Origin of the sequence: [Phormidium] sp. LEGE 05292 (assembly GCF_015207735.1) — a bacterium.
Taxonomy (GTDB): Bacteria; Cyanobacteriota; Cyanobacteriia; order Cyanobacteriales; family Aerosakkonemataceae; genus Floridanema.
The window spans coordinates 1-21944 of sequence record NZ_JADEWG010000110.1 but is presented as its reverse complement, the minus strand read 5'-3'; the positions used below and the strand labels follow the sequence as shown (position 1 = coordinate 21944).

Here is a 21944-nt window from a genome sequence, read left to right as displayed (position 1 = left end):
CCCCAGTCCCCAGTCCCCAATCATTATCAAATTTGGCAACGCAGTTCATGGCATTTAGGTTTAAGTTTGGCGGCGCTAACTTATGTAATTCCCTTAAATATTGATAACGGCAATTCTCTACCTAGTTTGCTATGGTTAATTACACCTTTGGCGCTGACTGGTGTAGCAACTTGGGGAGGAAATTCGCGCCGAGAATTGGCTGCTTGGTTAAGTGTTGCTGCTAATATTTTGGCGCAAGTTTTGCTGTTTCCCTTTCCCGAAACGAGGTTGTTAGGTTTAGGTTTAAATACGGTTTTGATGTTTGTAAATACCCGCTATTTACAGCATTTAGTATCAGCAGTAATTACTGTTGGTTTTTGTTTAGCTTTCTCTGCACAATTGCTTTGGGATAGAGTTTTAGGATTTCCGAGAGAGTTTATCCCAGCTTGGTTGATTGCTTTGGCGATCGCCATTAACATACTATGGTTAAGTCGCAGTTTTATTGCTCGAAAAACCAACAATTTAGCTAGAGTTTACACAGAAGCAACTGATAAATGGGCAAGTGTGCTTTGTACTTTAGAACTATTATTGTTAAGTTTCCATTCAGTAAACGTTTATTCAGGATTTATCCCACCTTCAACTGCTATTTTAATCGCAATAATTCTCAGCTTTGTCGCCATTGCTTATCGAAATTGGCAACAACCTACTAATTTGGCAATCTTTGCCTTAGCTTGGAGTTTGGAACTTTTAACCGCAGAAATTATTGGGTTTTTTGGTCGTTCGTTACTTAATTTAAGCATAGCTAATATTGCTTTAGGCTTAACAACTCAGCTTTTAGGTGATTGGTGGCGACGCAAAGTAGGCGCAGAAAGATTCCCTGTCAGTTTGCACATTGTTCCGCTAATTTATGGAATTTTAGGTGGTGTTTTACGTTGGGGTAATTTTGCTGATTGGACAGGTTTAAGTTCAATGGCAATTTCTTTGATTGCTATTGGTATCGGTAGACGTAATCAAGAGTTTAAACCTTTACTTTATCTAGGTTTGTTTGGTGTTTCTGCTTCTGCTTATGAATTATTGCTTTATCAACTTTTACAATCAAACAAAGGAGGATTTGGTGATGGTTTAATTGCAATGGCGGCGCTTGGTACTGGTATTATGTATGCTTATCGGGTGTTATCGCCTTGGTTGTTACGATATTTGCCAATTACACCCCAAGAATTAAAAATAATTGCCCATTTACATTGGGTTTGGAGTAGCTTTTTATTAATGTATGCGATCGCCAATCCGATTCAAAGTGGTAGATTTGTTGGATTAGGTGTAGGTTTGTTTTTAATTCAATATGCAATTTTACAAGGGCGCAATAATCCTAACTTAAATCTGGCAGAAACTTGGGTTTATTTGGGACTTTTAGAAGCAGCTGCAATTAGATTTTATTGGCAAGGTACGCCAGTAGAAGTATTATTTTCTGATCCTTTAAAACCTTTTCGAGTTGCGATCGCTTGTCTTGTGGCATACTTTTTCTATATCTTACCTTGGTCAAATTGGGGTTGGCCGAAAAGACCTTGGTTAGTAGCAGCAATTGTTTGGCCTTTAGTAGTTATTTGGGAGACTAGCACAATTGTTCACCCTGTTAGTTTACTAATCGCTGCTGGATTTTATATTATCATTGCTTGGCTCGATCGCCAAATCCGTTTTACTTACATTAGCGCAGCATTAATTAATTGGACATTGTGGCGTTGGTTTTTAGATTTACGACTCACAAATGCTTTGTGGTATGTTATTCCTGTAGGATTAACTTTGCTGTATATTGCCCAAGTCGATCCTGATTTAAACCAACCAGAACAAAGAGAAAATCGCCATTACTTACGCTGTTTAGGAATTGGTACAATTTGTTTAGTTTCCCTCTGGACAGAACAATGGACGGGGTTAGGTTCTGGTATCTTAAGTATATTAGCAATTTTTGCGGGATTAGCTCTCAGAATCCGTGCTTTTCTGTATATTGGAACTATCACCTTTTTAATCAATGCCTTTAATCAATTAGTGATTCTTAATTTCCGTTACTCATTTTTCAAATGGTTAATTGGTTTATTGGTTGGCATTGTTTTTATTTGGATAGCTGCTAACTTTGAAACTCGTCGAGAACAGCTAACAACTTTATTAAGAAACTGGATTACTGAATTACAAAACTGGGAATAATTTAGATTAAAAGTACCAATGACTAATAATATTCAAGTTCAACCACCCTTAGAATTTATTCCGCCAAATTTCAATCCTTTGGTTTTCCAAGGTTGCGAATTGGTGTTACCACTATGGTTACGATCGCGCACCACAATAGCCGAAATTAAAGCCGAAAACTTAGAAACTTTAGTTGATTTATATCAGCAATTTCAGTCAAACAAAATTCGCTTTTTAATGGCATTTCGTCACCCTAACGTTGACGATCCTTATTGTTTAATGTATCTCTTAACCAAATTGTTGCCCAAAGCAGCTAAACAACAAGGTATATCTTTAAAAAAACCGACGATCGCACATTTCATTTACGATCGAGGAATTCCCCTTTGGGCGGGTTCTTATATTGGTTGGCTTTATTCTCAATTAGGTGGAACTCCTATTCATCGAGGAAAGTTAGATCGGGCTGGATTACGTTCAATTCGGCAACTATTTGTTGATGGACAATTTCCGATGATGGCATCTCCAGAAGGTGCAACAAACGGACATAATGAAATAGTTAGTCCCATTGAACCAGGAATTGCCCAAATGGGTTTTTGGTGTGTGGAAGACTTGTTAGCAGCACAACGTTCTGAAGAAGTTTTGCTTGTGCCAATAGGAATTAAATATTACTATATAGATCCGCCTTGGGAATCTTTAGAAAAGTTGCTGACTCAATTAGAAATTGATAGCGGTTTGTCTGCAAATTCAAATGTTGAATTTGTTCCCCCAGATGAAGTGAAATTTACCAGCGAAAGAGAAGCCATTTTATATAAAAGATTGTATCGGTTGGGATTTCATATATTGGAATTAATGGATAATTTTTACAGCAAGTTTTATCATAAAACTCCCTCGGAAATTCCCTCATCTTCAGTTAATAACCCTACGGAAATGTTATTTCTCAGATTACAAGCATTATTAGACACAGCATTAAAAGTAGCAGAAGAGAGTTTTAACATTCCTACTAAAGGCAATGTGATCGATCGCTGTCGTAGATTAGAACAAGCAGGATGGGATTGGATTTATCGTGAAGATATCAAGAATTTAGAAGCATTATCACCCCTAGAAAAAGGTTTAGCCGATCGCATTGCCGAAGAAGCATCCAGGCGAATGTGGCACATGAGATTAGTCGAAAGTTTTGTTGCCGTAACTGGTAAATATGTTTACGAAAAACCTTCTGTAGAAAGGTTTGCCGAAACAACTTTATTATTGTGGGATATGTTAACAAGAATTAAAGGAGGTAATCCTTTTAAACGTCCCAAATTAGGTAAACAAAGAGTGGAAATGACGATCGGAAATTCCCTTTCTGTTTCCTCTCGTTGGGATGCTTATAAAGCTAGTCGTCGTAAAGCCGTCAACGATCTCACTCAAGATTTGCAATTAGCATTAGAGAAATCGATCGTCAAAAATCCTTAGAGATTGTTTGAAAAGCGATCGGTTGCGATGTTATGCCCAGGACGATCCCCCCTAACCCCCCAAAACACAAGGGGGGAACCGAAATCAAAGTCCCCCTTATTAAGGGGGATTTAGGGGGATCGAAATCAAAGTCCCCCTTATTAAGGGGGATTTAGGGGGATCGAACTCAAAGTCCCCCTTATTAAGGAAGATTTAGAAGCATCGAACTCAAAGTCCCCCTTATTAAGGAAGATTATAGAAGCATCGAATTCAAAGTCCCCCTTATTAAGGGGGATTATAGAGGCATCGAATTCAAAGTCCCCCTTATTAAGGGGGATTTAGGGGGATCGAAATCGTTTTGCTTCCACCATTATGATTTTTACAACATTCTCTTAGAAGTTGTTTTTATCTTCGCCTCAGATGATGTCTAGGGCTAACACCAGGATTAATTACAGCAGCTAAATCTTCCGAGGCAATTTCTTCAACTTGATTAGGCAATTGTTCAACGGAAGCGATCGCCCTAAAAATTTGTTCTTCCATTGTTTCTCTAAAGCCTTGATGAAAATTGTACTCTACTACCAAAGAACTAGCCGTCGAATTAATCCTGACATAAGTAACAAAATCCAAAGCCTCAATTAAATGCTTAAGTTTATTCGCATATTCTAAATCATCAACTAATCGAGGAATGCGAATGCGAATCCGTCCGGGTATTGAGTGAACAACCCGATAATTTAACTTCTCCTGCACCTCTTTTGTCATCACTGACATAAGCAATTCCTGCCCTTTATTAAAGAATTCAGCATCTAAAACTCAGAATAGAAAAACTCTGAATTCTAGATTCTGAATTCTGAAATTTTCTCTATAAATTATCTTGGCACTAAATGCCGCCGAGGGCCAACACCAGGATTAATTACAGCAGCCATTTCTTCGGGTGACAATTTTTCAATTTCCGCTTGCAGTTGTTCAACTGTGAAATTGTAACCACGTTCTGCGGCAATATTTACAAAGGTTTCTGGATCATCTGTAGCTTTGAGTTTTGCTTGTAAAGCATGATCCTGTTGGATAGCTTTAAAAAAGCGTGCGGCACTTTCTTGTGACATAATTTACCTCGCCTTTCTTAAATTTTGGTGCAAAAAACCTTCCTGAAGTCGCTAATTAGTGGCGACTCAATTGTTGGAGTAAGTATCATAACTTACCCTAAATTTGGCACAAATTAAATGAGAGATATTTGTCAGGATATGTGAAAAAATTAAAAATTTCACTAAATCTTGACATAAGTTAAAGATTTTAGTATCGAAGGTCACTTGTCAATCAGCAACTTTGTGATAAAGAACAGTCCGTTGTGACGACTTCAGTCGTTGCTTAGGACTGAAGTCCTTACAACGGACGAGTTTTATTTTTGAATTCTTAAACTGATCCCAAGAACATTTATAGTGAGTGAAGTTGCGGTTTATTAAAACATTGTGAAAGCGATTACACTTCTAGGCTCCACTGGCTCAATTGGTACTCAAACACTCGATATCGTCTCCCAGCACCCGGACAAATTTCGCCTTGTCGGGATAGCCGCTGGACGGAATGTAGAAATGTTGGCGCAGCAAGTTCGCCAATTTCGACCAGAAATAGTAGCAATTTGCGACGAAGACAAACTCCCAGAACTGAAAGCGGCAATTGCTGACCTCGACCCCCAACCCATTTTATTAGCTGGGGATGCCGGAATCATTGAAGTTGCACGTTACGGCGACGCAGAAGCGGTAGTTACAGGAATTGTCGGCTGCGCTGGCTTGTTACCCACAATTGCCGCCATTGAAGCCGGAAAAGACATCGCTTTAGCTAATAAGGAAACTTTAATTGCTGGTGGCCCTGTAGTTAATCCTTTGGTGGAAAAACATGGCGTAAAACTTTTGCCAGCAGACTCAGAACACTCGGCAATTTTCCAATGTTTGCAAGGAGTTCCTCAAGGCGGATTAAAGAAGATTATTTTAACTGCTTCTGGTGGTGCGTTTCGAGATTGGCCTGTAGAAAAATTAGCAGAAGCAAAAGTTTCTGATGCTTTAAAACATCCTAACTGGTCAATGGGTCGCAAAATCACCATTGATTCTGCTACCTTAATGAACAAAGGTTTAGAAGTAATTGAAGCGCATTATTTGTTCGGTGCAGATTACGATGATATCGAAATTGTCATCCATCCTCAAAGTATTATTCACTCATTAATTGAGTTACAAGATACTTCGGTGTTAGCACAATTAGGTTGGCCTGATATGCGCTTACCTTTGCTTTATGCAATGTCTTGGCCGGAACGAATTTATACAGATTGGGAAAGATTAGATTTGGTAAAAGCTGGCAGTTTAACTTTCCGCGAACCAGACCATAAAAAATATCCTTGTATGCAGTTAGCTTATGCAGCTGGTCGTGCTGGTGGTTCGATGCCTGCGGTTTTAAATGCGGCAAATGAACAAGCTGTCGCTTTATTTTTAGATGAAAAGATTGGGTTTTTAGATATTCCTCGTTGTATTGAATGGGTTTGCGATCGCCATCGCACCGATCATCAACAAAATCCCTCTTTAGATGACATTTTAGCCGCAGATCAATGGGCGAGACAAGAAGTTTTGGCAGCTAGTAAGTTAGTCAGTCAAAGTCAGCCGATTATTGCACAAATATCTGCAAAATGATAATCAATAGCTCTTGCAAAAAATTGTAGAGACGTTGTATACAACGTCTCTACAATTTTTTAAATGTTCGATCGCTTTTATAAAGAGTAAAATGGGGAAAGAGCGATCGCTAATTTTACTTAGAGAGCAAGTGAAAAAAGCCAATGCGTAAACAAACTATTCAATACACATCACCATTAGATGCCTTAGTTGCCGTTGCCAAGCGATTAAGCTTGTACGAGAACCAGCAAAAAATGGATTCTGAAGAATTTTTTAATCTATATAATCAGGGATTATTGTCAGATGATGCCTTATTTATAGAATGGGCAAATGATTATCGTCATTACCTAGCTTTGCATCAGGAATTAAAGCAAAGGCTTAATTATGCTGCTTAGTATTTTATCTGATTACCTGGATCTCATCGAGCAGTACATTTGGGTACTTTAAGCTTTTTATATAACTAACCTAAAAACTTGTTATGCCAATAGAATTAATTGTTTTAATCGCCGCCTTAATCGTCACATTCTTAGTATTTACTTGGCTAATTAAAGTTGTCAAAGCAACCATTCAAACAGCCCTGACTATTGCCCTACTTGTTTTAATCTTACAAATAGTCTTTGGCATCGGCCCTAATCAAGTTTGGCAAAAAATCATTGAACTTCCCCAACTAATTTGGCAGCAACCAAATCAATAATTAACCGCAGCAAACACTAGATAAAACAAAAACATCTGCGTTTATCTGCGTTTATCTGCGGTTAAATTTCTCTTATTTAAACCTTTCCAGTCAACTTCGCCAAAGCAGTTTCTACAGCCGGAGGTAACTGACGCATAATCTTACCTTTTTCTCTGTCAATTGCCACCAAAGTCACCATTGCTGTGACATACAATTCCTCACCATCTAAAGATTGAATTTGGTTATCCCAATTCAACCTTACACCATCAATTTCTAACATTCTTGCCTTGACAACTGCGGTCATTCCTAATCTTAATGGTCGATGATAACGGATAGACAGTTCTACAACTGGTAAATCGCAACCTAAAGCAACTAAATCAGCAAAATCAATTCCAAGCGATCGCAAACATTCTACCCTAGCTTCTTCCAACCAAGCAACATAAGTACCATGCCAAACAACCCCACCATAATCAGTATGATGTGGTTGCACTCTTACCGGATATTCAAACCAAGCGCCAGGTGTCATCTGAAGCAAGTTTTGGATAGCAGTAGTAGGAGGAAGTTGCGGATTTATTTCTTCTGACACAGTAACTCTCATCCTTTAAAAACACTAAACAATCAAATTGTAAATCTAAAAAGTAAGGGCGGGTTTTATCAATAATTTATCTTTTACCTTTCCCCTTCTTTTCCTTTTGCCTTCTGCCTTCTGCCTTCTGCCTTCTGCCTTCTCTAACGTGGTTTGATCACTTTTGGCGCAGCAATAGCTGAAACTTGGGTAGGATCGATAAGAAACTTATCTGCATTATAAACCCCTGACCAAGTTGCTAAAAGACGCGCCGCCAATCTTAATAATTCAGCTTCCGAATTAAGTCCCCAAAGTTGCATTAAAGGTGAGTTATCTACAGGTTGTTTTCCTAATGCCAAGCGCCATGCCACAGGTACACCAGCTATACTATTGTATGCGCCAGATAATGCACCTACGATCGCACTTGTCACCTGTGCTTTAGGACATCTCGTTGCACGCATTACCGAAAGCCGGAAATCTTCAATTGTACTTAAAAAACAGTAAAAAGCTAACGCTACTGGAGTATGCGTTGGTGCAGTTGTACCGCGAGGAATTAAAGTTTTTAAAGTAGTTTCTAATCCAGCACCTGCTGCTAATAAAACTTCCACTTGTCTAAGTTGTTGAACTAGGGAAGTTTCCACATCTAAATAATTAATAGTTTGCGTAATTAAGGTATCAGGATTAAGCTTTTCTTTTAAGGCAAGAGCGATCGCATATCCGATCGCTAAAGTCCCATCTTTCAACACCGAATCATCTTGCCAAACATCCGCCACCTGTTGCAAATTCTGCCTTAATTTCGCCTCATCTTCATGGAAAAATAGCGCCACTGGCACTGTGGAAATAATCGCCCTAATATCACCACTAGTTCTTTTAATTCCCGGATAAGCAGTAGTATTAACACCCACTAAAGTACTTTCCTTTAGCAAAATTACCTGGCTTTTTTCTGACTCATTCTGATTAGTTGATTCTGAAGCTTCACACCAATCAGCTAAATCCAACCTGCCACCCCGAATCAAACCTTCCGTACCACGCACCACCAAGCGTCCTGTGCTTGAAGGTTGCTGATTCTGTGGTATTGTGCCTAGTTGCCAAGAATCGCCATAAGCACCCAAAATTTCTCCAAATACAGTGCCTAAAAAAGCACCTCGAAACCTACTTAAGAGGGAGTACCGCATCAATCTTATTTAACTAGCAACTCTTTAGAAGACACTGCACTTATCCTAACTCATCTACCTCTGGTGAATACCTATCTTTTGCCAGAAGTTTTCTCTTATTTCCACAGTTTAGCCTAAAATTACAGCAAAATTGGAAATAAATACTGGAGAAATGTTTAACGCTAGCGAAATACTCACTGACCAAATTGATACAATTTTAGAACGTTGGAAAATTGCTGTTCGCCAAGACTCGCGCATAGAGAGTTCAGATGATTTATCAGAAACAGCATTAAAAGACTCTATGCCCGTGCTTTTAAACGGAATGGTAAAAGCATTAGCTCATCAGGGAAACGAGAGTTATGAAATCGTTGCTTCCGCTAGTTTAGAGCATGGTAGCGCCCGCGCTCATGAAGGATATAATGCCGCAGAAATTGCTTGGGAATACCAAATATTGCGCCGAACTATTTTTTCAGTTTTAGAACCTCAGCTTCTGCAAGGTTCTCCTGAAGAAATCTTGAGAACTATTCGCACCCTTGATGCAGTAATAGATGAAGCAATTTCTCAGTGTTATTCAAGTTATGTGCAACAGCGAGTTAAAGAGTTAGAACAGGTAAGAAGTCAGCTAATTATGACTAACCAAGAACTGACTCGGTTGCTCCGTACCAGTAAAGATAGTCTAGCTTATATGGCTCACGAATTAAAAACACCCTTAACTTCCATTATTGGCTATTCAGACTTATTCCTGCGTCAGCAAAAACAAGCTGTGGATGTTCAAGCAACAGTGCCAAATCTGCGGAATATTGAGCGAGTGTTGCAATCTGGTAGATTATTATTGCGTTTAATCAATGATGCGTTAGAATTGTCTAGCTGTGATGCTGGTAAAATCCAGTTAAATCTTGCTTGTATCGATGTTAAACAAGTAATAAAAGATGTAGTTGCTACAATTGAACCATTAGCTAAAGCTAAGGATTTACAATTAAAAATTGAGTGCGATCGCGCTCCTAATCAAATAGAAACAGATATCTTTCGTTTACAACAAATTTTAACTAATCTTCTTAGTAATGCAGTTCGCTATACAGATCGAGGTTTCATCCAATTAGAATGTTTAAACGATGCTGATAATCGATGGTCTATTATTATCAGTGATACAGGAATTGGTATTCCCCAAAAAGATTTAACTCGTATATTTGAACCCTTTACGCGAGCAAGTTCTAATCCTCATCGCCGAGATGAGCAAAGTACAGGTTTAGGATTAGCAATTGTGGCTCGATTAATCAAAATTTTACAAGGCGAAATCAAGGTTGTTTCTCAATTAGGTATTGGTTCAACCTTTACGATAACTTTTCCTAATGAAATATAGCTGAAGGCATTTGAAACTGGTAATAGGTAATGGAATTCCTACTACCCACTACCCACTACCTATTACCAATTCATTCTCACTTTTTTAAATGATTAACTAATGCAATTAATCCTAGCCAATAACTTTGGGCACCAAAACCACTAATCTGTCCTATTGATACTGGCGCAATATAAGAATGATGGCGAAATTCTTCCCGTTTGTAAATATTACTTAAATGAACTTCTACTGTTGGAATTGCTACAGCTGCGATCGCATCTCGAATCGCTACACTAGTATGAGTGTAAGCCCCAGCATTAATTAACAATCCTTGATGCTCACCTATTGCAGCATGAATCGCATCAACCAACGCGCCTTCATGATTGGACTGAAAGCAGGAAACTTTCACCTGTAGTGCTTCTGCTTCTCTTTCTAACAGTTGGTTAATTTCATCCAAAGTTACAGTCCCATAAACTCCTGGTTCTCTTTTTCCCAGGAGATTTAGGTTGGGGCCGTGAAGTACTAATATACTAAGTTGTTGCAAATGTCTAGACTTTTGACTTCTATAAGGATTAGCGACGACGATATGGTTCTTCTACTGGAATGGGAATTGGTTCTGGTTCTGGTTCTGCTTCTGGCCCTAGAACCAAATCCATAATTTTACGCGCCCATTCTTTCAATGTTTCCAGTAGTTGTTCTATAAAGTCCATTGAACCGATGACTCCTTCGATACTATATTTAGCCCTTGGCTTGATGCCACGGAAGACGCGGTGTTAACTTTGTATTAATCTGCTCAAAACCAGATAGTTTTCAGTATACAGGTATACTAAATCCTGATTACCTGAGAAAAAATAGGTAAATTCTGTTTCAAGCTGTTTCTTTCATGATAACCAAAAATTCCAATAGATTAAGCTTTATTAATAATTTCTCAATTTGTGGACAAAAGTTGCCGTCGCAGGTGGTCGAGAGCAGTACAAGCACTGATATGGCGAATTAAAGCACGGTCTTGCAGGGAATTAAACCGATGTTCAAAGCTCTGCACTAAATTATTTGGCCCTGCTAATCCAATATAAACTAGACCAACGGGCTTTGATTCGGTTCCCCCACCTGGGCCAGCGATGCCTGTAATACTTAGTCCCCAAGTGGTGGCAAGGCGCGATCGCACACCCGCAGCCATTTGTTTAGCTACTGTATCACTTACCGCTCCCACTTGCGCCAAATCTTCTGGACTGACACCCAATAGCGAGATTTTTACTTGGTTATCATAAGAAATTACACCGCCCATAAAATAAGCGGAACTGCCAGAAACAGAAGTCAGCATACTTCCCAAACCGCCGCCTGTGCAGGATTCAGCCACAGATAGAGTTTCGCCCTTTTCTTGTAGCAATTCACCTACGACAGAAGCCAAAGAATCGTCATCAGCACCAAAATAATTTAAACCAGCAATTTGGCGAATTTCCGCCTCCACTGGTTGAATTAAGCGATCGGCTTCCTGGGGAGAAGCTGCTTTCGCTGAAACTCGCAGCTTTACTTCTCCCTTACTAGCATAAGGAGCAACGGTTGGGTTAGGCAGGTTGAGTAAACGATCGACCTTTTCCGCCAAAGCAGATTCGGCAATTCCCCAAAATCTTAAATGACGACTGTAAATAATTTCCTTTCCCCAACCTTGGCTTTTGAGAAAAGGTACAGATGTTTCCTGCCACATTTGCCGCATTTCCAAAGGTACACCGGGAAAAGTGAAAATAGTCAGGTTTGGGCGGGGTTGCCAAATCATACCGGGTGCGGTGCCCAAACGGTTAGGTAGAATATCTGCACCTTGGGGAATTAGGGCTTGCTTGCGGTTACTGGGGGTCATTTCGCGACCCCGACGGGCGTATTTTTGGGTAATATCAGCGATAATTTCTGGTTTTTCCTCTAGAGGACTGCCGAAAAATTGGGCGATCGTTTCTGTAGTCAAATCATCAGGAGTTGGGCCTAAGCCGCCAGTGAAGATAAGGATTTGCGATCGCTCACTAGCAATAGCTATTACTTGTTTTAACCGTTCTGGATTGTCTCCCACCACCGTTTGGTAATAATGAGGAATCCCCAAATCAGCCAACTGCTGCGCCAAATACTGGGCATTCGTATTTAAAATATCTCCCAGCAATAACTCAGTTCCCACACAAATAATTTCCGCAGCCATGCTTTTTGTTTCACCCTTCTTCCTTCTTCATTCTGGCGACCTGTTGCCAAACTTTCACTGCTGGATAAATTAGCAGCAACGTCGCACCCAGAACATAAATTTTGCCAAAAGGTATGCCAGCAAACGCTAATGCTAGACTACCCGCCCAAATCGTCAGAGAATAGATAAATATCACCGTCATACGATGGGATAAACCAATTTCTAGTAAACGATGGTGTAAATGGCGCTTATCAGGTTTAAACGGTGACTTTCCGCGACGCAAGCGATCGACAATTACCGCTGACATATCCAAAATTGGCACCGCCAAAATTAAATAAGGCAGCACCACAGAAGTTACAGCCGTAGTTTTCACTAAGCCAATTACTCCCACGCCAGCCAGAGTAAAGCCCACAAAATAAGCCCCCCCATCTCCCATAAAAATTTGGGCTGGGTTAAAGTTATAGCGCAAAAAGCCGATTAATCCGCCTGCGAGGGCAGCGGCAATTAATGCTGCGGCTGGTTGTCCCATAAATAAGCACACAATCAACATTACCACCGCTGCAATTGCCGAAACGCCAGCCGCTAATCCATCCAACCCATCGATCCAATTGGTAGCATTTACCATGCCCACCAACCAAATCACAGTGATTAGTAAACTAATCCAGGGAGGCAAATTCACCATGCCGATCAAGGGCATGGAGAGGAAAGCGATTTGAACACCAGCTTTCCAGGCTAAACTAGCCACAATTACTTCCACTAATAATCGAGTAAAAGCAGATAAACCAAATAAGTCATCTGCCAAACCGATCAGGAAGAAAGCTAAACCCCCAAGAGTGACTCCCCAGATTTGATATTCTTCACTGCGAGGTAGGATTGCGCCGTCTGCGTCTACAAAGCCTCCAGACCACCAAACGACTAGAAGCGCAGCTAAAGTACCAAGAAAGATGGAAACGCCACCTAAGCGCACCATCGGGCGTTGATGAACTTTACGTTTATCTGGTACGTCAAATAATCCGCTTTTCAGGCCAAATTTTTTGACAATTGGCGTAGTCCCGAGGACAACAAAAGCGGAGACTAGAAAGGCAATCAGATGGTACAAGTAAGGCATCTGAAATCAGTAGGAGTTCGACAAACAAGCGTCAGGCAGAGTCTACTACATTTCAGAGCTTCACGGTTCCAGGGATTATACCCCAAGGCAGAAATAAAAAAAGTTTTCTGTCCTTAAACCATTGCTGGTACTGGAATCGAGAGGTGAGGGTACAAGGGGAAGCGATCGCATAACGAAGCTACCCGCAAGCGACAATGCTGAGCCATTGCTTCATCTTCTGGATTTAGCAATTGATCGGCAATTATATCGGCAATTTCTATGAATTCAGTAGTTCCCATTCCTCTTGTCGTCATCGCAGGTGAACCTAACCTTAAACCGCTAGTAACAAAAGGCGACTCAGTATCAAACGGAACTGTATTTTTATTAGCTGTAATATTCACACCACTGACTAATTGATCTGCACGTTTGCCAGTCATGCCGATCGATCTTAAATCCACCAACATCAAGTGGTTATCTGTTCCACCAGAAACAATCTTAAAGCCCCGATTCACTAATTGATTAGCCATTGCCTTGGCATTTTCAATTACCTGACCCGAATATTGCTTAAATTCAGGTTTTAAAGCTTCCCCAAACGCAACCGCTTTCGCCGCAATGACGTGCTCCAATGGCCCACCTTGATTGCCTGGGAAAACAGCTTTATCCAACTGTTTACCTAGTTCTGGGTCACGAGTCATAATTAAACCGCCTCTTGGCCCCCGCAAGGTTTTGTGAGTTGTGGTGGTGACGACATCACAGTAAGGAATGGGGTTAGGATGATGTCCGGTAACTACCAATCCGGCAATGTGAGCAATATCGGCAACTAAATAAGCTCCCACCGCATCGGCAATTTCCCGGAATTTCTCAAAATTAATAATTCGCGGATAAGCCGAATAACCGCAGATAATTAATTTCGGATGATGTTCTTTAGCTAAGTCTAAAATTTGATCGTAGTCTAACTGCTCAGTTTCCCGACTTACGCCATAGTGAGAAACTTTAAACCATTTTCCTGATACGTTGACTGGCGAACCATGAGTCAGGTGTCCCCCGTGAGACAAATCCATCCCCATAAATGCGTCACCTGGTTGCAGTAAAGACAGGAACACGGCAAAATTTGCTTGAGCGCCAGAGTGGGGTTGAACGTTCGCATGAGCTGCACCAAACAGTTGTTTTGCGCGATCGATCGCAATTTGTTCAATTTGGTCGATATATTCACAGCCACCATAGTAACGCTTCCCAGGTAAACCTTCAGCGTATTTATTGGTTAAAACTGAACCTTGTGCCGCCAAAACCGCAGCCGAGGTAAAATTCTCACTGGCAATTAATTCTAAGTGATCGCGTTGGCGCTGGAGTTCTTTTTGAATTAATTCTGCAACCAAAGGATCGGATTGAGCTAAAAATTCTAAGTTAGTTTGTGTCACGAAGCAAATTCCCAGAAAATTTCCATATTGAATTCAAGGCGTACTCGATCATAACGCCCTTTGATTATGACTAAGACAGCTTTAGGGAATTCTTTGGTAATTGGTAGTGGGTAATGGGTAGTGGGTGGTAAGAATCTGATGACCCACTACCTACTACCCATTCCCAATTTAATAGTTAAATTTATGCTGCAAGATATTAAGCTCTGTATGTTTCCGCACATTCTGGCAAAAAACTTGACATAAAATATATTCAGTGCAGATGGGGATCGCTGGAGTAGCCAAATGCTAGTTATATTGATGGAAGATCAAGTTATTGCTCCGCAAACAGTCTGTCAAAGCTGTTTACTAGCCGATCGCAGTGGTCAACCTCGCTGGAGAGGCGATCATCTTTGTTGTGGTCACGCAGTTCGCAAACTTTCTGAAAATCAACCCGATCAGTATCAGTGTCAAATGGGATTTCGGGTGGCAAATATTCAATAGGGACTAGGGACAGAGAAGAATAGGACAAGGAGACAAGGGGACAAGGGGAATTTATACCTTCTGCTATACTGCTCCGAGAGTTCTCTTGCCAAGCGGAGACTTCTTCTTTTACAGGAATTGTTGCTAGAGTGAACTTATATTCACTTTTAGCGCAGGAGAATTCTCACATGAGTTGGCGGGGAACTACGACGGTTGCCGATCGCATTTTTGCTAGCTTACCCTATCTTTTACCATTGATGGATGGTTTAAGTTTTAGTAGCCCTTTTTTTAGTCAATTTCCTAGCTTAAGAATACTTATTTTGCCACTGGTACCGTTGTTACAAATTTACGGAATAATTAACAGTTCTTTGTTTGGTTTCGGTTCACTAATTCTGTTTTTAGCCTTGTATTTTTTGGTGGTGAGGAACGAAAATATTGCTCATTTTATTCGGTTTAACACCTTGCAAGCAATTCTAATTGGAATTGTGCTATCTCTGTGCGGTTTAATTCTTGGGGTCATTTTAGCTCCTGTTTTAGGCATTAATTCCTTTGCGATGCAAACTCTCATGACCACAATCTTTTTAGGAGTTGTGGCAGCATTTTTCTACTCAGTAGTTCAATCCGTGTTGGGACGCTATGCTGAGATTCCGACAATTTCTGAAGCTGTTTATATGCAAATCCGTTAATCGTTTTTGTTGCTTTCAGAAACAATGATGGAATTAATTAAAGGTCTTTGGATTACTGTGTTAGTTAAGTAACCAATTCCTTCAATTTCTACACGGACGCGATCGCCTATTTGTAAAGGCCCAACTCCCGATGGAGTACCAGTTAAAACTACATCCCCAGGTAGTAAAGTCATGACTTGGGAAATATAAGATACCAATTGATCGGGACTAAAAACCATTTCCTCCACAGATGCCGATTGTAGGGGCTGTGGATCGTCATTGACAAAAGTTTGCAACCTTGCGCCAGGAGTCAATTCTCGCACAATCCAAGGGCCTAAAGGACAGAAGGTATCAAATCCTTTGGCTCTTGTCCATTGATTATCTCGCTTTTGTAAATCTCTTGCGGTCACATCGTTAGCTATAGTGTAGCCCCAAATTTTTCCCTGTGCTTTTTGGGGGGTGCAATCTATAGTGCGATCGCCAATAATTAAAGCTAACTCCCCCTCATAATCCATCCTTTGCGTTTGCGGCGGATACCAAATTTCCGCCTCCGCTGGAATCACCGCAGTTGATGGCTTCAAAAAGATCAGCGGTTCTTTCGGAACTTCTGACTCCATTTCCGCTGCGTGTTTCACATAATTTTTCCCCACCGCTACCACCTTTGAAGGCGCACAAGGAGCCAAAAGCAGATAACTGTCTGGACTTAACTCAGTCTCAGTTGGTTGACCTTGTAACCAAGGTGGTGCATCTAGAACAGTCACACTGCGGTTTAGTTGCAATAAGCCGTAGTAAATCTGTCCTTTGGAAGTTTGAACACGGACATACCGTTTGGCCATAACGATGATAGATATCCTCACAAAGTCAAATCTCAAAAGCTATCTGGCAAAAAAGGAAATCTTGACAGAAATTGTTGTTTGATTTCCTTTACCTTTCGCTTTTGCTTTTGTGCAGGGTAACACCCAAACACACAATTATTGACTATTGTTTTACAACATCTGAAGTGAATTTGAACAAAGCAAGGCGCAGCGCCCTGTTCAAGATTGGCAAAAACATTACCCTTAGCTTGGCTCAGTACCATCATTAGCCACAAGTTTAGATTTTGACACTGCTAAGTCTCCTCAGATCTTGCACTCCTGAGCGGAGCCTCTATTTCTCGTTTCTCGTTCCCAGGTTAAACCTGGGAACGAGGTCTTAGGAGGTTCTACCTCCATTGCTGCAAGATCTGAGTCTCTCTTGATCGGCTAAGAGCCAAAATCAGCGACTTTTCTTGAGTAAAAATTTTCCCTATGTTCTCTACCATCAAGCACTCTAAAATTTTGTAACAAAAACTACAATTTAACTTTTTTTTCCAAAAGTTTAAGTTAGTCTACGGATAGATAGATAGTTCGCTGTGATACATTTTTAGGAATAAATACTTATGGTTTCCTCATCATTAAGACCTTTAGAAGCTCCATCTCCTGCTCATATCTGTCCCTTTGACCAAGCTTGCAGTTACTTAGATCAAGCGGCAAAAGAGTTACATTTGGATCAAGGTTTGTTGGAAGTTTTGAGCCACCCCCGCAAAGTAGTTACGGTTTCCATTCCTGTAAAGTTGGATAATGGTCATGTGGAAGTGTTAGCAGGACATCGAGTGCAACACTGTGATGTTTTAGGGCCATACAAAGGCGGCACTCGTTACCATCCAGATGTCACATTGCGGGAAGTATCAGCTTTGGCAATGCTAATGACTTGGAAGTGCGCTTTAGTGGGTATTCCTTACGGTGGTGCTAAAGGTGGAATTGCGCTTGACCCTGCACGCTACAGTGTTGGTGAATTAGAGCGTATTACGCGACGTTATACTAGCGAGTTAATTAAAGATATTGGCCCTTCTATTGACATTCCGGCACCCGATGTCGGTACATCTGCCAGGGAAATGGCATGGATGATGGACACTTATTCAATGAATGTCGGTCACGCTGTACCAGGGGTAGTGACTGGTAAGCCTATTTCCATTGGTGGTTCTAGAGGTCGGGAAATGGCAACCGGACGGGGTGTAATGATTATTGTCCGGGAAGCAATGGCGGAACGGGGGAGAACCTTGGCGGGTGCAAAAGTAGTGATTCAAGGTTTTGGTAATGTTGGTGGTGCGGCGGCGGTGTTGCTGCATGAAGCGGGTGCGGAAGTAATTGCTGTTTCCGATGCTACTGGCGGAGTTTTCGATCCTGAAGGTTTGGATATTCCGGCATTAAAGGCTTACTCTGTGCACAATCATCGTAGTGTAGTTGGTTTTCCAGGTGCAAAAGCGGTTACTAATGCTGAATTATTGGCATTACCTTGTGATGTGTTAATTCCGGCAGCTTTGGAAAACCAAATTACTGAAGAAAATGTCCATGAAGTGCAAGCAGAAATTGTGGTGGAAGCTGCTAATGGGCCTGTAACTTTAGTAGCAGATAGAGCTTTAGAAAATCGCGGTGTAACTGTACTACCGGATATTTTAGCTAATGCTGGCGGTGTGGTAGTTAGTTATTTGGAATGGGTACAAGGACTTTCTTACGTTTTTTGGGATGAAGAAAGGGTGAACAAAGAAATGGAAAATTTGATGGTTCATGCTTACCATCGTGTTATTCAAGAGTCGAAAATGCGGCAAGTTCCGCTGCGAGTTGCGGCTTATACTTTGGGAGTGGGTCGTGTGGCTCAAGCTTTGACCGATCGCGGTTTGTACCCTTAAAATTGCCAGTTTTTTGAGTTTTAGATTCAGGTGAATGAGCTTTTAAGATCGCACTTTTTTGTGGTGGAAGGTGCGATCGTTTTTTTCTTTATTTTAGCAGACATAATTTTGCTTTGTTGTTTTATACATTACCAGGGAAGGGAAGAAAAAAAAGTGCGATTGAACTTTACTTCTTCCTCGGATTAAGTGATGTTTAGGGGAATGGGAATCGGGGAGCAAACATACATAAAAAAGAGCGATCGCACTCTTTCAAAATGCGATCGCTCTTCTCAAATTTACCTTCAATTATTCAGCGTGTTGACGATACCAATCGATCGTCTTTTTCAACCCTTCGCGGAAATCTGTTTGGGCTACAAAACCAAAAGATTGTTTCGCCCGTTCCACATCTAAACAGCGGCGTGGTTGACCATTTGGTTTATCAGTTTGCCAGACAATTTCACCTTTAAATTCCATCAATTCGCAGATTAATTCTACGAGGTTACGAATGGTAATTTCATAACCAGTTCCCAAATTTACAGGGTCAGGTTCGTTAAAGAATTGAGTTCCCATAACAATTCCTTGTGCCGCATCTTCGGAATAGAGAAATTCTCGGCTAGGACTACCATCACCCCAAACAGGTAATTCTTTATCTCCCCTTTGTTGGGCTTCGTAAACTTTACGAATTAAAGCTGGAATTACGTGCGAACTTACCGGATCGAAATTGTCTTCAGGGCCGTACAAATTCACAGGTAATAAGTAAATGCCGTTAAAACCATATTGTTGCCGATAAGACTGAAGTTGTACTAATAAAGCTTTTTTGGCAATGCCATAAGGTGCATTAGTTTCTTCAGGATAACCATTCCAAATGTCGTCTTCTTTGAATGGTACAGGGGTGAATTTAGGGTAAGCACAAATTGTGCCGACACAGACAAATTTTTCGACTCCAGCTTGATAGGCAGCATGAATTAATTGCGTACCCATCATTAAGTTGTCATAAAACAATTCGGCTGGTTTAATCAGATTTAAACCAATGCCGCCAACGTGCGCTGCTAGGTGAATGACGATATCTTGTTGATCGACTGCTTTTTGACAAGCTTCGAGCGATCGCAAATCGTACTCACGAGATCTTGGCACTGTAATCTTTTGCGGATCTGCACCAGATTCAGATAATTTTTGCACCACTTGGCGGCCTAAAAAGCCTGCCCCGCCAGTGACCAAAATCCGTTTATCTTTCAAATCTATTTCTGTCATCATGTTGACCTCTGCTGTCGGGGCTGAAATTGCTTACTCAATCAAAGCAGCTGCATCTTGGCGAACGGTAGCAATATCTGGTGCTGCCTTATGTAAATGACCATTTGGTAATTGCAAACCTAAAGCTTGCAAATCTGCTTCTACCATTAACTCTACTAATTCGGGGAAAGTTACGGAAGGTTCCCAACCTAATTTTTGTTTAGCTTTCGTTGGATCGCCAATTAGGATATCTACTTCGGCAGGACGCAGATAACGTTCATCAAATTCTACATATTTCTCCCAATCTAAATTGACATAGCCAAATGCTAAATCTAAAAACTCTTTGATTGAGTGAGTTTCTCCAGTAGCAATTACATAATCGTCTGGTTGGTCTTGTTGCAGCATCAACCACATAGCTCTGACATAATCTTTAGCGTAGCCCCAATCCCGTTTAGAATCGAGATTGCCTAAGAAGATTTTCTTTTGTTTTCCAGCTACAATGCGAGCGATCGCTCGTGTAATCTTGCGCGTTACAAAGGTTTCGCCACGACGGGGACTTTCATGGTTAAACAAAATCCCATTACAAGCAAACAAACCGTAAGACTCGCGATAGTTCACAGTTTGCCAGTGACCATAAACTTTAGCGCAAGCATAAGGGCTTCTGGGATAAAAAGGAGTAGTTTCTTTTTGGGGAATCTCCTGTACTTTACCAAACATCTCCGAAGAACCAGCTTGATAAAAGCGAACTTCAATCCCAGTACGATGTTGGTAGTCCCGAATCGCTTCTAACAGACGCAAGGTTCCCATTGCCACGCTGTCAACTGTATACTCTGGAGAGTCGAAGCTGACGCGGACGTGAGATTGTGCTCCCAAGTTAAAAATTTCTACTGGCTGGACTTCTTCTAAAATGCGGCGCAGCGTCACACCATCAGTTAAGTCGCCGTAGTGCAGAAATAACCGCGCTGACTCGTTATGTGGATCTACATAGATATGATCGATCCGATCGGTGTTAAACGTAGAAGTCCGGCGAATGATCCCGTGAACTTCATAACCCTGTTCTAGTAAGAATTCACTTAAATAAGAACCATCTTGACCAGTAATACCAGTGAGTAGGGCTCTCTTTCTGTTAGTCATCTTCTTTATTTCCTTGAACTTTATCTGATGGTTTTTTACTCCTTCAATTAAGTTAACCCAAACTCTCTAGGCAAATTAACAAGTAAATATGTAAAATTTGCAAATTTTTTGCAAATTTCATAAATTTTCCTATATTAACCATTAAGTTTCTGAGTTTTTACATAGACTGAGGGAGTAATAGTTACTTATTTTACACCTACTACCAGCGATAACTGGTGAAAGGGGAAAAAGAAATATGTTAAACCTTTCCCCTTTGACTTTTAACCTTTTCCCTACTGTCGATTTAATCATCAACCACGTTTTCAGTAAGCGCCGTTATTTGTGGGAAACAATACTACACCAATGGTCTTGAAAACCACCCACAAATCTAACAAAATATTGCGGTTATTGACATAGTAAACATCAATTTTGACTCGTCGCTCGTAAGGAATATCATTACGTCCAGAGACTTGCCAAATCCCTGTTATTCCTGGTTTGATTGTCAATACCTTATCGATATATCTCCCATACATAAACAATTCATCAGGTACTAGTGGTCTTGGCCCAACAACACTCATTTCTCCTTTCAAAACGTTCAAAAATTGCGGAAATTCATCTAAACTTGTGACTCGTAATAATTTACCAATCCAGGTAATTCTTGGGTCATTTTTTAGTTTGAAATTATCCGCATATTCTTGGCGAAGTTCTGGGTGTCTTGCTAACATATCTTGCAAAACTTCATCGGCATTAGTAACCATAGTGCGAAATTTTATACACTTAAAAGGTCGGCGATTTTTACCAATGCGTGTCTGAAGATAAAAAATTGGCCCAGGGGAAATGATGGCTATCAACAAAGCCAAAAGCAGATATATCGGGGAAAACAGAATCAAAACGGCTAGAGAAAAGACGATATCAAAGCTGCGCTTGGCAAGATCCCGATAGAAAATCTTTACAGATAGATTTCGGTTTTTGCCTTCGAGCAGGAGTGGCTGGAAACTAAGCTTCCTCAACCCCCGAAATAACTTGGGAGAGACAAAAGGGCTTTCAGCAGTCATTGTACTCCTTACACTACTTCACACCACACACAGTCCACATCATAAAGCTAAGACTAGGAAATGGGAAATAGGTGACAGAGCAGGGGAGATGGGGAGATGGGGAGATGGGGAG

21 protein-coding genes and 1 pseudogene are annotated in these 21944 nt (G+C 40.8%); 9 read left to right on the top strand and 13 right to left on the bottom strand.

The features are described 5' to 3' along the window. Positions 1-2175, top strand: a pseudogene (locus tag IQ264_RS23680) (DUF2157 domain-containing protein); the annotation flags it as partial. Between the two features lie 18 nt (positions 2176-2193). Then, complete coding sequence (locus IQ264_RS23675) at positions 2194-3603, top strand: 1-acyl-sn-glycerol-3-phosphate acyltransferase (RefSeq protein WP_193983500.1); 1410 nt, start codon at positions 2194-2196, stop codon at positions 3601-3603. A 384-nt stretch (positions 3604-3987) separates the two neighbouring features. Here the strand turns inward: IQ264_RS23675 and IQ264_RS23670 are convergent, their stop codons facing one another. Continuing rightward, positions 3988-4350, bottom strand: coding sequence for an HMA2 domain-containing protein (locus IQ264_RS23670; protein ID WP_193983498.1), 363 nt, complete (start codon positions 4348-4350; stop codon positions 3988-3990). Between the two features lie 98 nt (positions 4351-4448). Beyond that, a complete protein-coding gene (locus IQ264_RS23665; protein WP_193983496.1) occupies positions 4449-4682 on the bottom strand; it encodes a Nif11-like leader peptide family natural product precursor in 234 nt (77 codons plus the stop codon). A gap of 363 nt (positions 4683-5045) precedes the next feature. Between IQ264_RS23665 and dxr the strand changes: the two genes are divergently transcribed. The 3 genes from dxr to IQ264_RS23650 all read left to right on the top strand — a co-directional run bounded on the left by dxr (position 5046) and on the right by IQ264_RS23650 (position 6924). Beyond that, a complete protein-coding gene (gene dxr, locus IQ264_RS23660; protein WP_193983493.1) occupies positions 5046-6251 on the top strand; it encodes a 1-deoxy-D-xylulose-5-phosphate reductoisomerase in 1206 nt (401 codons plus the stop codon). Positions 6252-6394: 143 nt separating this feature from the next. After that, positions 6395-6625, top strand: coding sequence for an antitoxin TumA (tumA, locus tag IQ264_RS23655; protein WP_193983491.1), 231 nt, complete (start codon positions 6395-6397; stop codon positions 6623-6625). Between the two features lie 83 nt (positions 6626-6708). Further along, positions 6709-6924 (top strand): hypothetical protein, encoded by a 216-nt coding sequence (locus IQ264_RS23650; protein WP_193983489.1) that lies wholly within the window; start codon positions 6709-6711, stop codon positions 6922-6924. 76 nt (positions 6925-7000) lie between these two features. Here IQ264_RS23650 and IQ264_RS23645 read toward each other — a convergent pair whose 3' ends face one another. Further along, a complete protein-coding gene (locus IQ264_RS23645; RefSeq protein ID WP_193983487.1) occupies positions 7001-7501 on the bottom strand; it encodes an acyl-CoA thioesterase in 501 nt (166 codons plus the stop codon). Between the two features lie 131 nt (positions 7502-7632). Beyond that, entirely contained in the window at positions 7633-8643 is a 1011-nt protein-coding gene (locus tag IQ264_RS23640) for an ADP-ribosylglycohydrolase family protein (protein ID WP_193983485.1), read from the bottom strand. A 151-nt stretch (positions 8644-8794) separates the two neighbouring features. On the opposite strand from IQ264_RS23640, the gene IQ264_RS23635 reads away from it, so the two are divergent. Continuing rightward, positions 8795-9982 (top strand): sensor histidine kinase, encoded by a 1188-nt coding sequence (locus tag IQ264_RS23635; RefSeq protein ID WP_193983483.1) that lies wholly within the window; start codon positions 8795-8797, stop codon positions 9980-9982. A 76-nt stretch (positions 9983-10058) separates the two neighbouring features. Here the strand turns inward: IQ264_RS23635 and aroQ are convergent, their stop codons facing one another. The 5 genes from aroQ to glyA all read right to left on the bottom strand — a co-directional run bounded on the left by aroQ (position 10059) and on the right by glyA (position 14624). Continuing rightward, positions 10059-10502: a type II 3-dehydroquinate dehydratase gene (gene aroQ / locus IQ264_RS23630; protein WP_193983481.1), complete on the bottom strand. Its 444-nt coding sequence runs from the start codon at positions 10500-10502 to the stop codon at positions 10059-10061. A 28-nt stretch (positions 10503-10530) separates the two neighbouring features. Then, a complete protein-coding gene (locus IQ264_RS23625) occupies positions 10531-10668 on the bottom strand; it encodes a hypothetical protein (RefSeq protein ID WP_193983478.1) in 138 nt (45 codons plus the stop codon). Positions 10669-10886: 218 nt separating this feature from the next. After that, positions 10887-12140 carry a competence/damage-inducible protein A gene (locus IQ264_RS23620; protein WP_193983476.1) on the bottom strand — a complete coding sequence of 418 codons (1254 nt, stop codon included), beginning with the start codon at positions 12138-12140 and terminating at the stop codon, positions 10887-10889. A 10-nt stretch (positions 12141-12150) separates the two neighbouring features. Further along, positions 12151-13227 (bottom strand): glycosyltransferase family 4 protein, encoded by a 1077-nt coding sequence (locus IQ264_RS23615; RefSeq protein ID WP_193983474.1) that lies wholly within the window; start codon positions 13225-13227, stop codon positions 12151-12153. Positions 13228-13340: 113 nt separating this feature from the next. After that, complete coding sequence (gene glyA / locus IQ264_RS23610; protein ID WP_193983471.1) at positions 13341-14624, bottom strand: serine hydroxymethyltransferase; 1284 nt, start codon at positions 14622-14624, stop codon at positions 13341-13343. Positions 14625-14906: 282 nt separating this feature from the next. On the opposite strand from glyA, the gene IQ264_RS23605 reads away from it, so the two are divergent. Beyond that, positions 14907-15104 (top strand): hypothetical protein, encoded by a 198-nt coding sequence (locus IQ264_RS23605; RefSeq protein ID WP_193983469.1) that lies wholly within the window; start codon positions 14907-14909, stop codon positions 15102-15104. Positions 15105-15271: 167 nt separating this feature from the next. Then, positions 15272-15769, top strand: coding sequence for a Tic20 family protein (locus IQ264_RS23600; protein ID WP_193983504.1), 498 nt, complete (start codon positions 15272-15274; stop codon positions 15767-15769). Here IQ264_RS23600 and IQ264_RS23595 read toward each other — a convergent pair. Next, entirely contained in the window at positions 15766-16584 is an 819-nt protein-coding gene (locus IQ264_RS23595; protein ID WP_193983467.1) for a fumarylacetoacetate hydrolase family protein, read from the bottom strand. The two genes, IQ264_RS23600 and IQ264_RS23595, sit on opposite strands and share 4 nt — an antisense overlap. Before the next feature lie 581 nt (positions 16585-17165). On the opposite strand from IQ264_RS23595, the gene IQ264_RS23590 reads away from it, so the two are divergent. Next, entirely contained in the window at positions 17166-18455 is a 1290-nt protein-coding gene (locus tag IQ264_RS23590; protein WP_193983465.1) for a Glu/Leu/Phe/Val family dehydrogenase, read from the top strand. A gap of 285 nt (positions 18456-18740) precedes the next feature. Here the strand turns inward: IQ264_RS23590 and IQ264_RS23585 are convergent, their stop codons facing one another. The 3 genes from IQ264_RS23585 to IQ264_RS23575 all read right to left on the bottom strand — a co-directional run bounded on the left by IQ264_RS23585 (position 18741) and on the right by IQ264_RS23575 (position 21832). After that, positions 18741-19685 (bottom strand): GDP-L-fucose synthase family protein, encoded by a 945-nt coding sequence (locus IQ264_RS23585; protein WP_193983502.1) that lies wholly within the window; start codon positions 19683-19685, stop codon positions 18741-18743. A gap of 33 nt (positions 19686-19718) precedes the next feature. Further along, positions 19719-20798 carry a GDP-mannose 4,6-dehydratase gene (gene gmd / locus IQ264_RS23580; protein WP_193983463.1) on the bottom strand — a complete coding sequence of 360 codons (1080 nt, stop codon included), beginning with the start codon at positions 20796-20798 and terminating at the stop codon, positions 19719-19721. Between the two features lie 302 nt (positions 20799-21100). Continuing rightward, positions 21101-21832 carry a sugar transferase gene (locus tag IQ264_RS23575; RefSeq protein WP_193983461.1) on the bottom strand — a complete coding sequence of 244 codons (732 nt, stop codon included), beginning with the start codon at positions 21830-21832 and terminating at the stop codon, positions 21101-21103. Positions 21833-21944: the final 112 nt, after the last annotated feature.

Coding starts and splice junctions, on each gene's coding strand:
- IQ264_RS23675 (WP_193983500.1), top strand. CDS start 2,194: ATGACTAATAATATTCAAGTTCAACCACCCTTAGAATTTATTCCGCCA.
- IQ264_RS23670 (WP_193983498.1), bottom strand. CDS start 4,350: ATGTCAGTGATGACAAAAGAGGTGCAGGAGAAGTTAAATTATCGGGTT.
- IQ264_RS23665 (WP_193983496.1), bottom strand. CDS start 4,682: ATGTCACAAGAAAGTGCCGCACGCTTTTTTAAAGCTATCCAACAGGAT.
- tumA (WP_193983491.1), top strand. CDS start 6,395: ATGCGTAAACAAACTATTCAATACACATCACCATTAGATGCCTTAGTT.
- IQ264_RS23650 (WP_193983489.1), top strand. CDS start 6,709: ATGCCAATAGAATTAATTGTTTTAATCGCCGCCTTAATCGTCACATTC.
- IQ264_RS23645 (WP_193983487.1), bottom strand. CDS start 7,501: ATGAGAGTTACTGTGTCAGAAGAAATAAATCCGCAACTTCCTCCTACT.
- IQ264_RS23640 (WP_193983485.1), bottom strand. CDS start 8,643: ATGCGGTACTCCCTCTTAAGTAGGTTTCGAGGTGCTTTTTTAGGCACT.
- IQ264_RS23635 (WP_193983483.1), top strand. CDS start 8,795: ATGTTTAACGCTAGCGAAATACTCACTGACCAAATTGATACAATTTTA.
- IQ264_RS23625 (WP_193983478.1), bottom strand. CDS start 10,668: ATGGACTTTATAGAACAACTACTGGAAACATTGAAAGAATGGGCGCGT.
- IQ264_RS23620 (WP_193983476.1), bottom strand. CDS start 12,140: ATGGCTGCGGAAATTATTTGTGTGGGAACTGAGTTATTGCTGGGAGAT.
- IQ264_RS23615 (WP_193983474.1), bottom strand. CDS start 13,227: ATGCCTTACTTGTACCATCTGATTGCCTTTCTAGTCTCCGCTTTTGTT.
- IQ264_RS23605 (WP_193983469.1), top strand. CDS start 14,907: ATGCTAGTTATATTGATGGAAGATCAAGTTATTGCTCCGCAAACAGTC.
- IQ264_RS23600 (WP_193983504.1), top strand. CDS start 15,272: ATGAGTTGGCGGGGAACTACGACGGTTGCCGATCGCATTTTTGCTAGC.
- IQ264_RS23595 (WP_193983467.1), bottom strand. CDS start 16,584: ATGGCCAAACGGTATGTCCGTGTTCAAACTTCCAAAGGACAGATTTAC.
- IQ264_RS23590 (WP_193983465.1), top strand. CDS start 17,166: ATGGTTTCCTCATCATTAAGACCTTTAGAAGCTCCATCTCCTGCTCAT.
- IQ264_RS23585 (WP_193983502.1), bottom strand. CDS start 19,685: ATGACAGAAATAGATTTGAAAGATAAACGGATTTTGGTCACTGGCGGG.
- gmd (WP_193983463.1), bottom strand. CDS start 20,798: ATGACTAACAGAAAGAGAGCCCTACTCACTGGTATTACTGGTCAAGAT.
- IQ264_RS23575 (WP_193983461.1), bottom strand. CDS start 21,832: ATGACTGCTGAAAGCCCTTTTGTCTCTCCCAAGTTATTTCGGGGGTTG.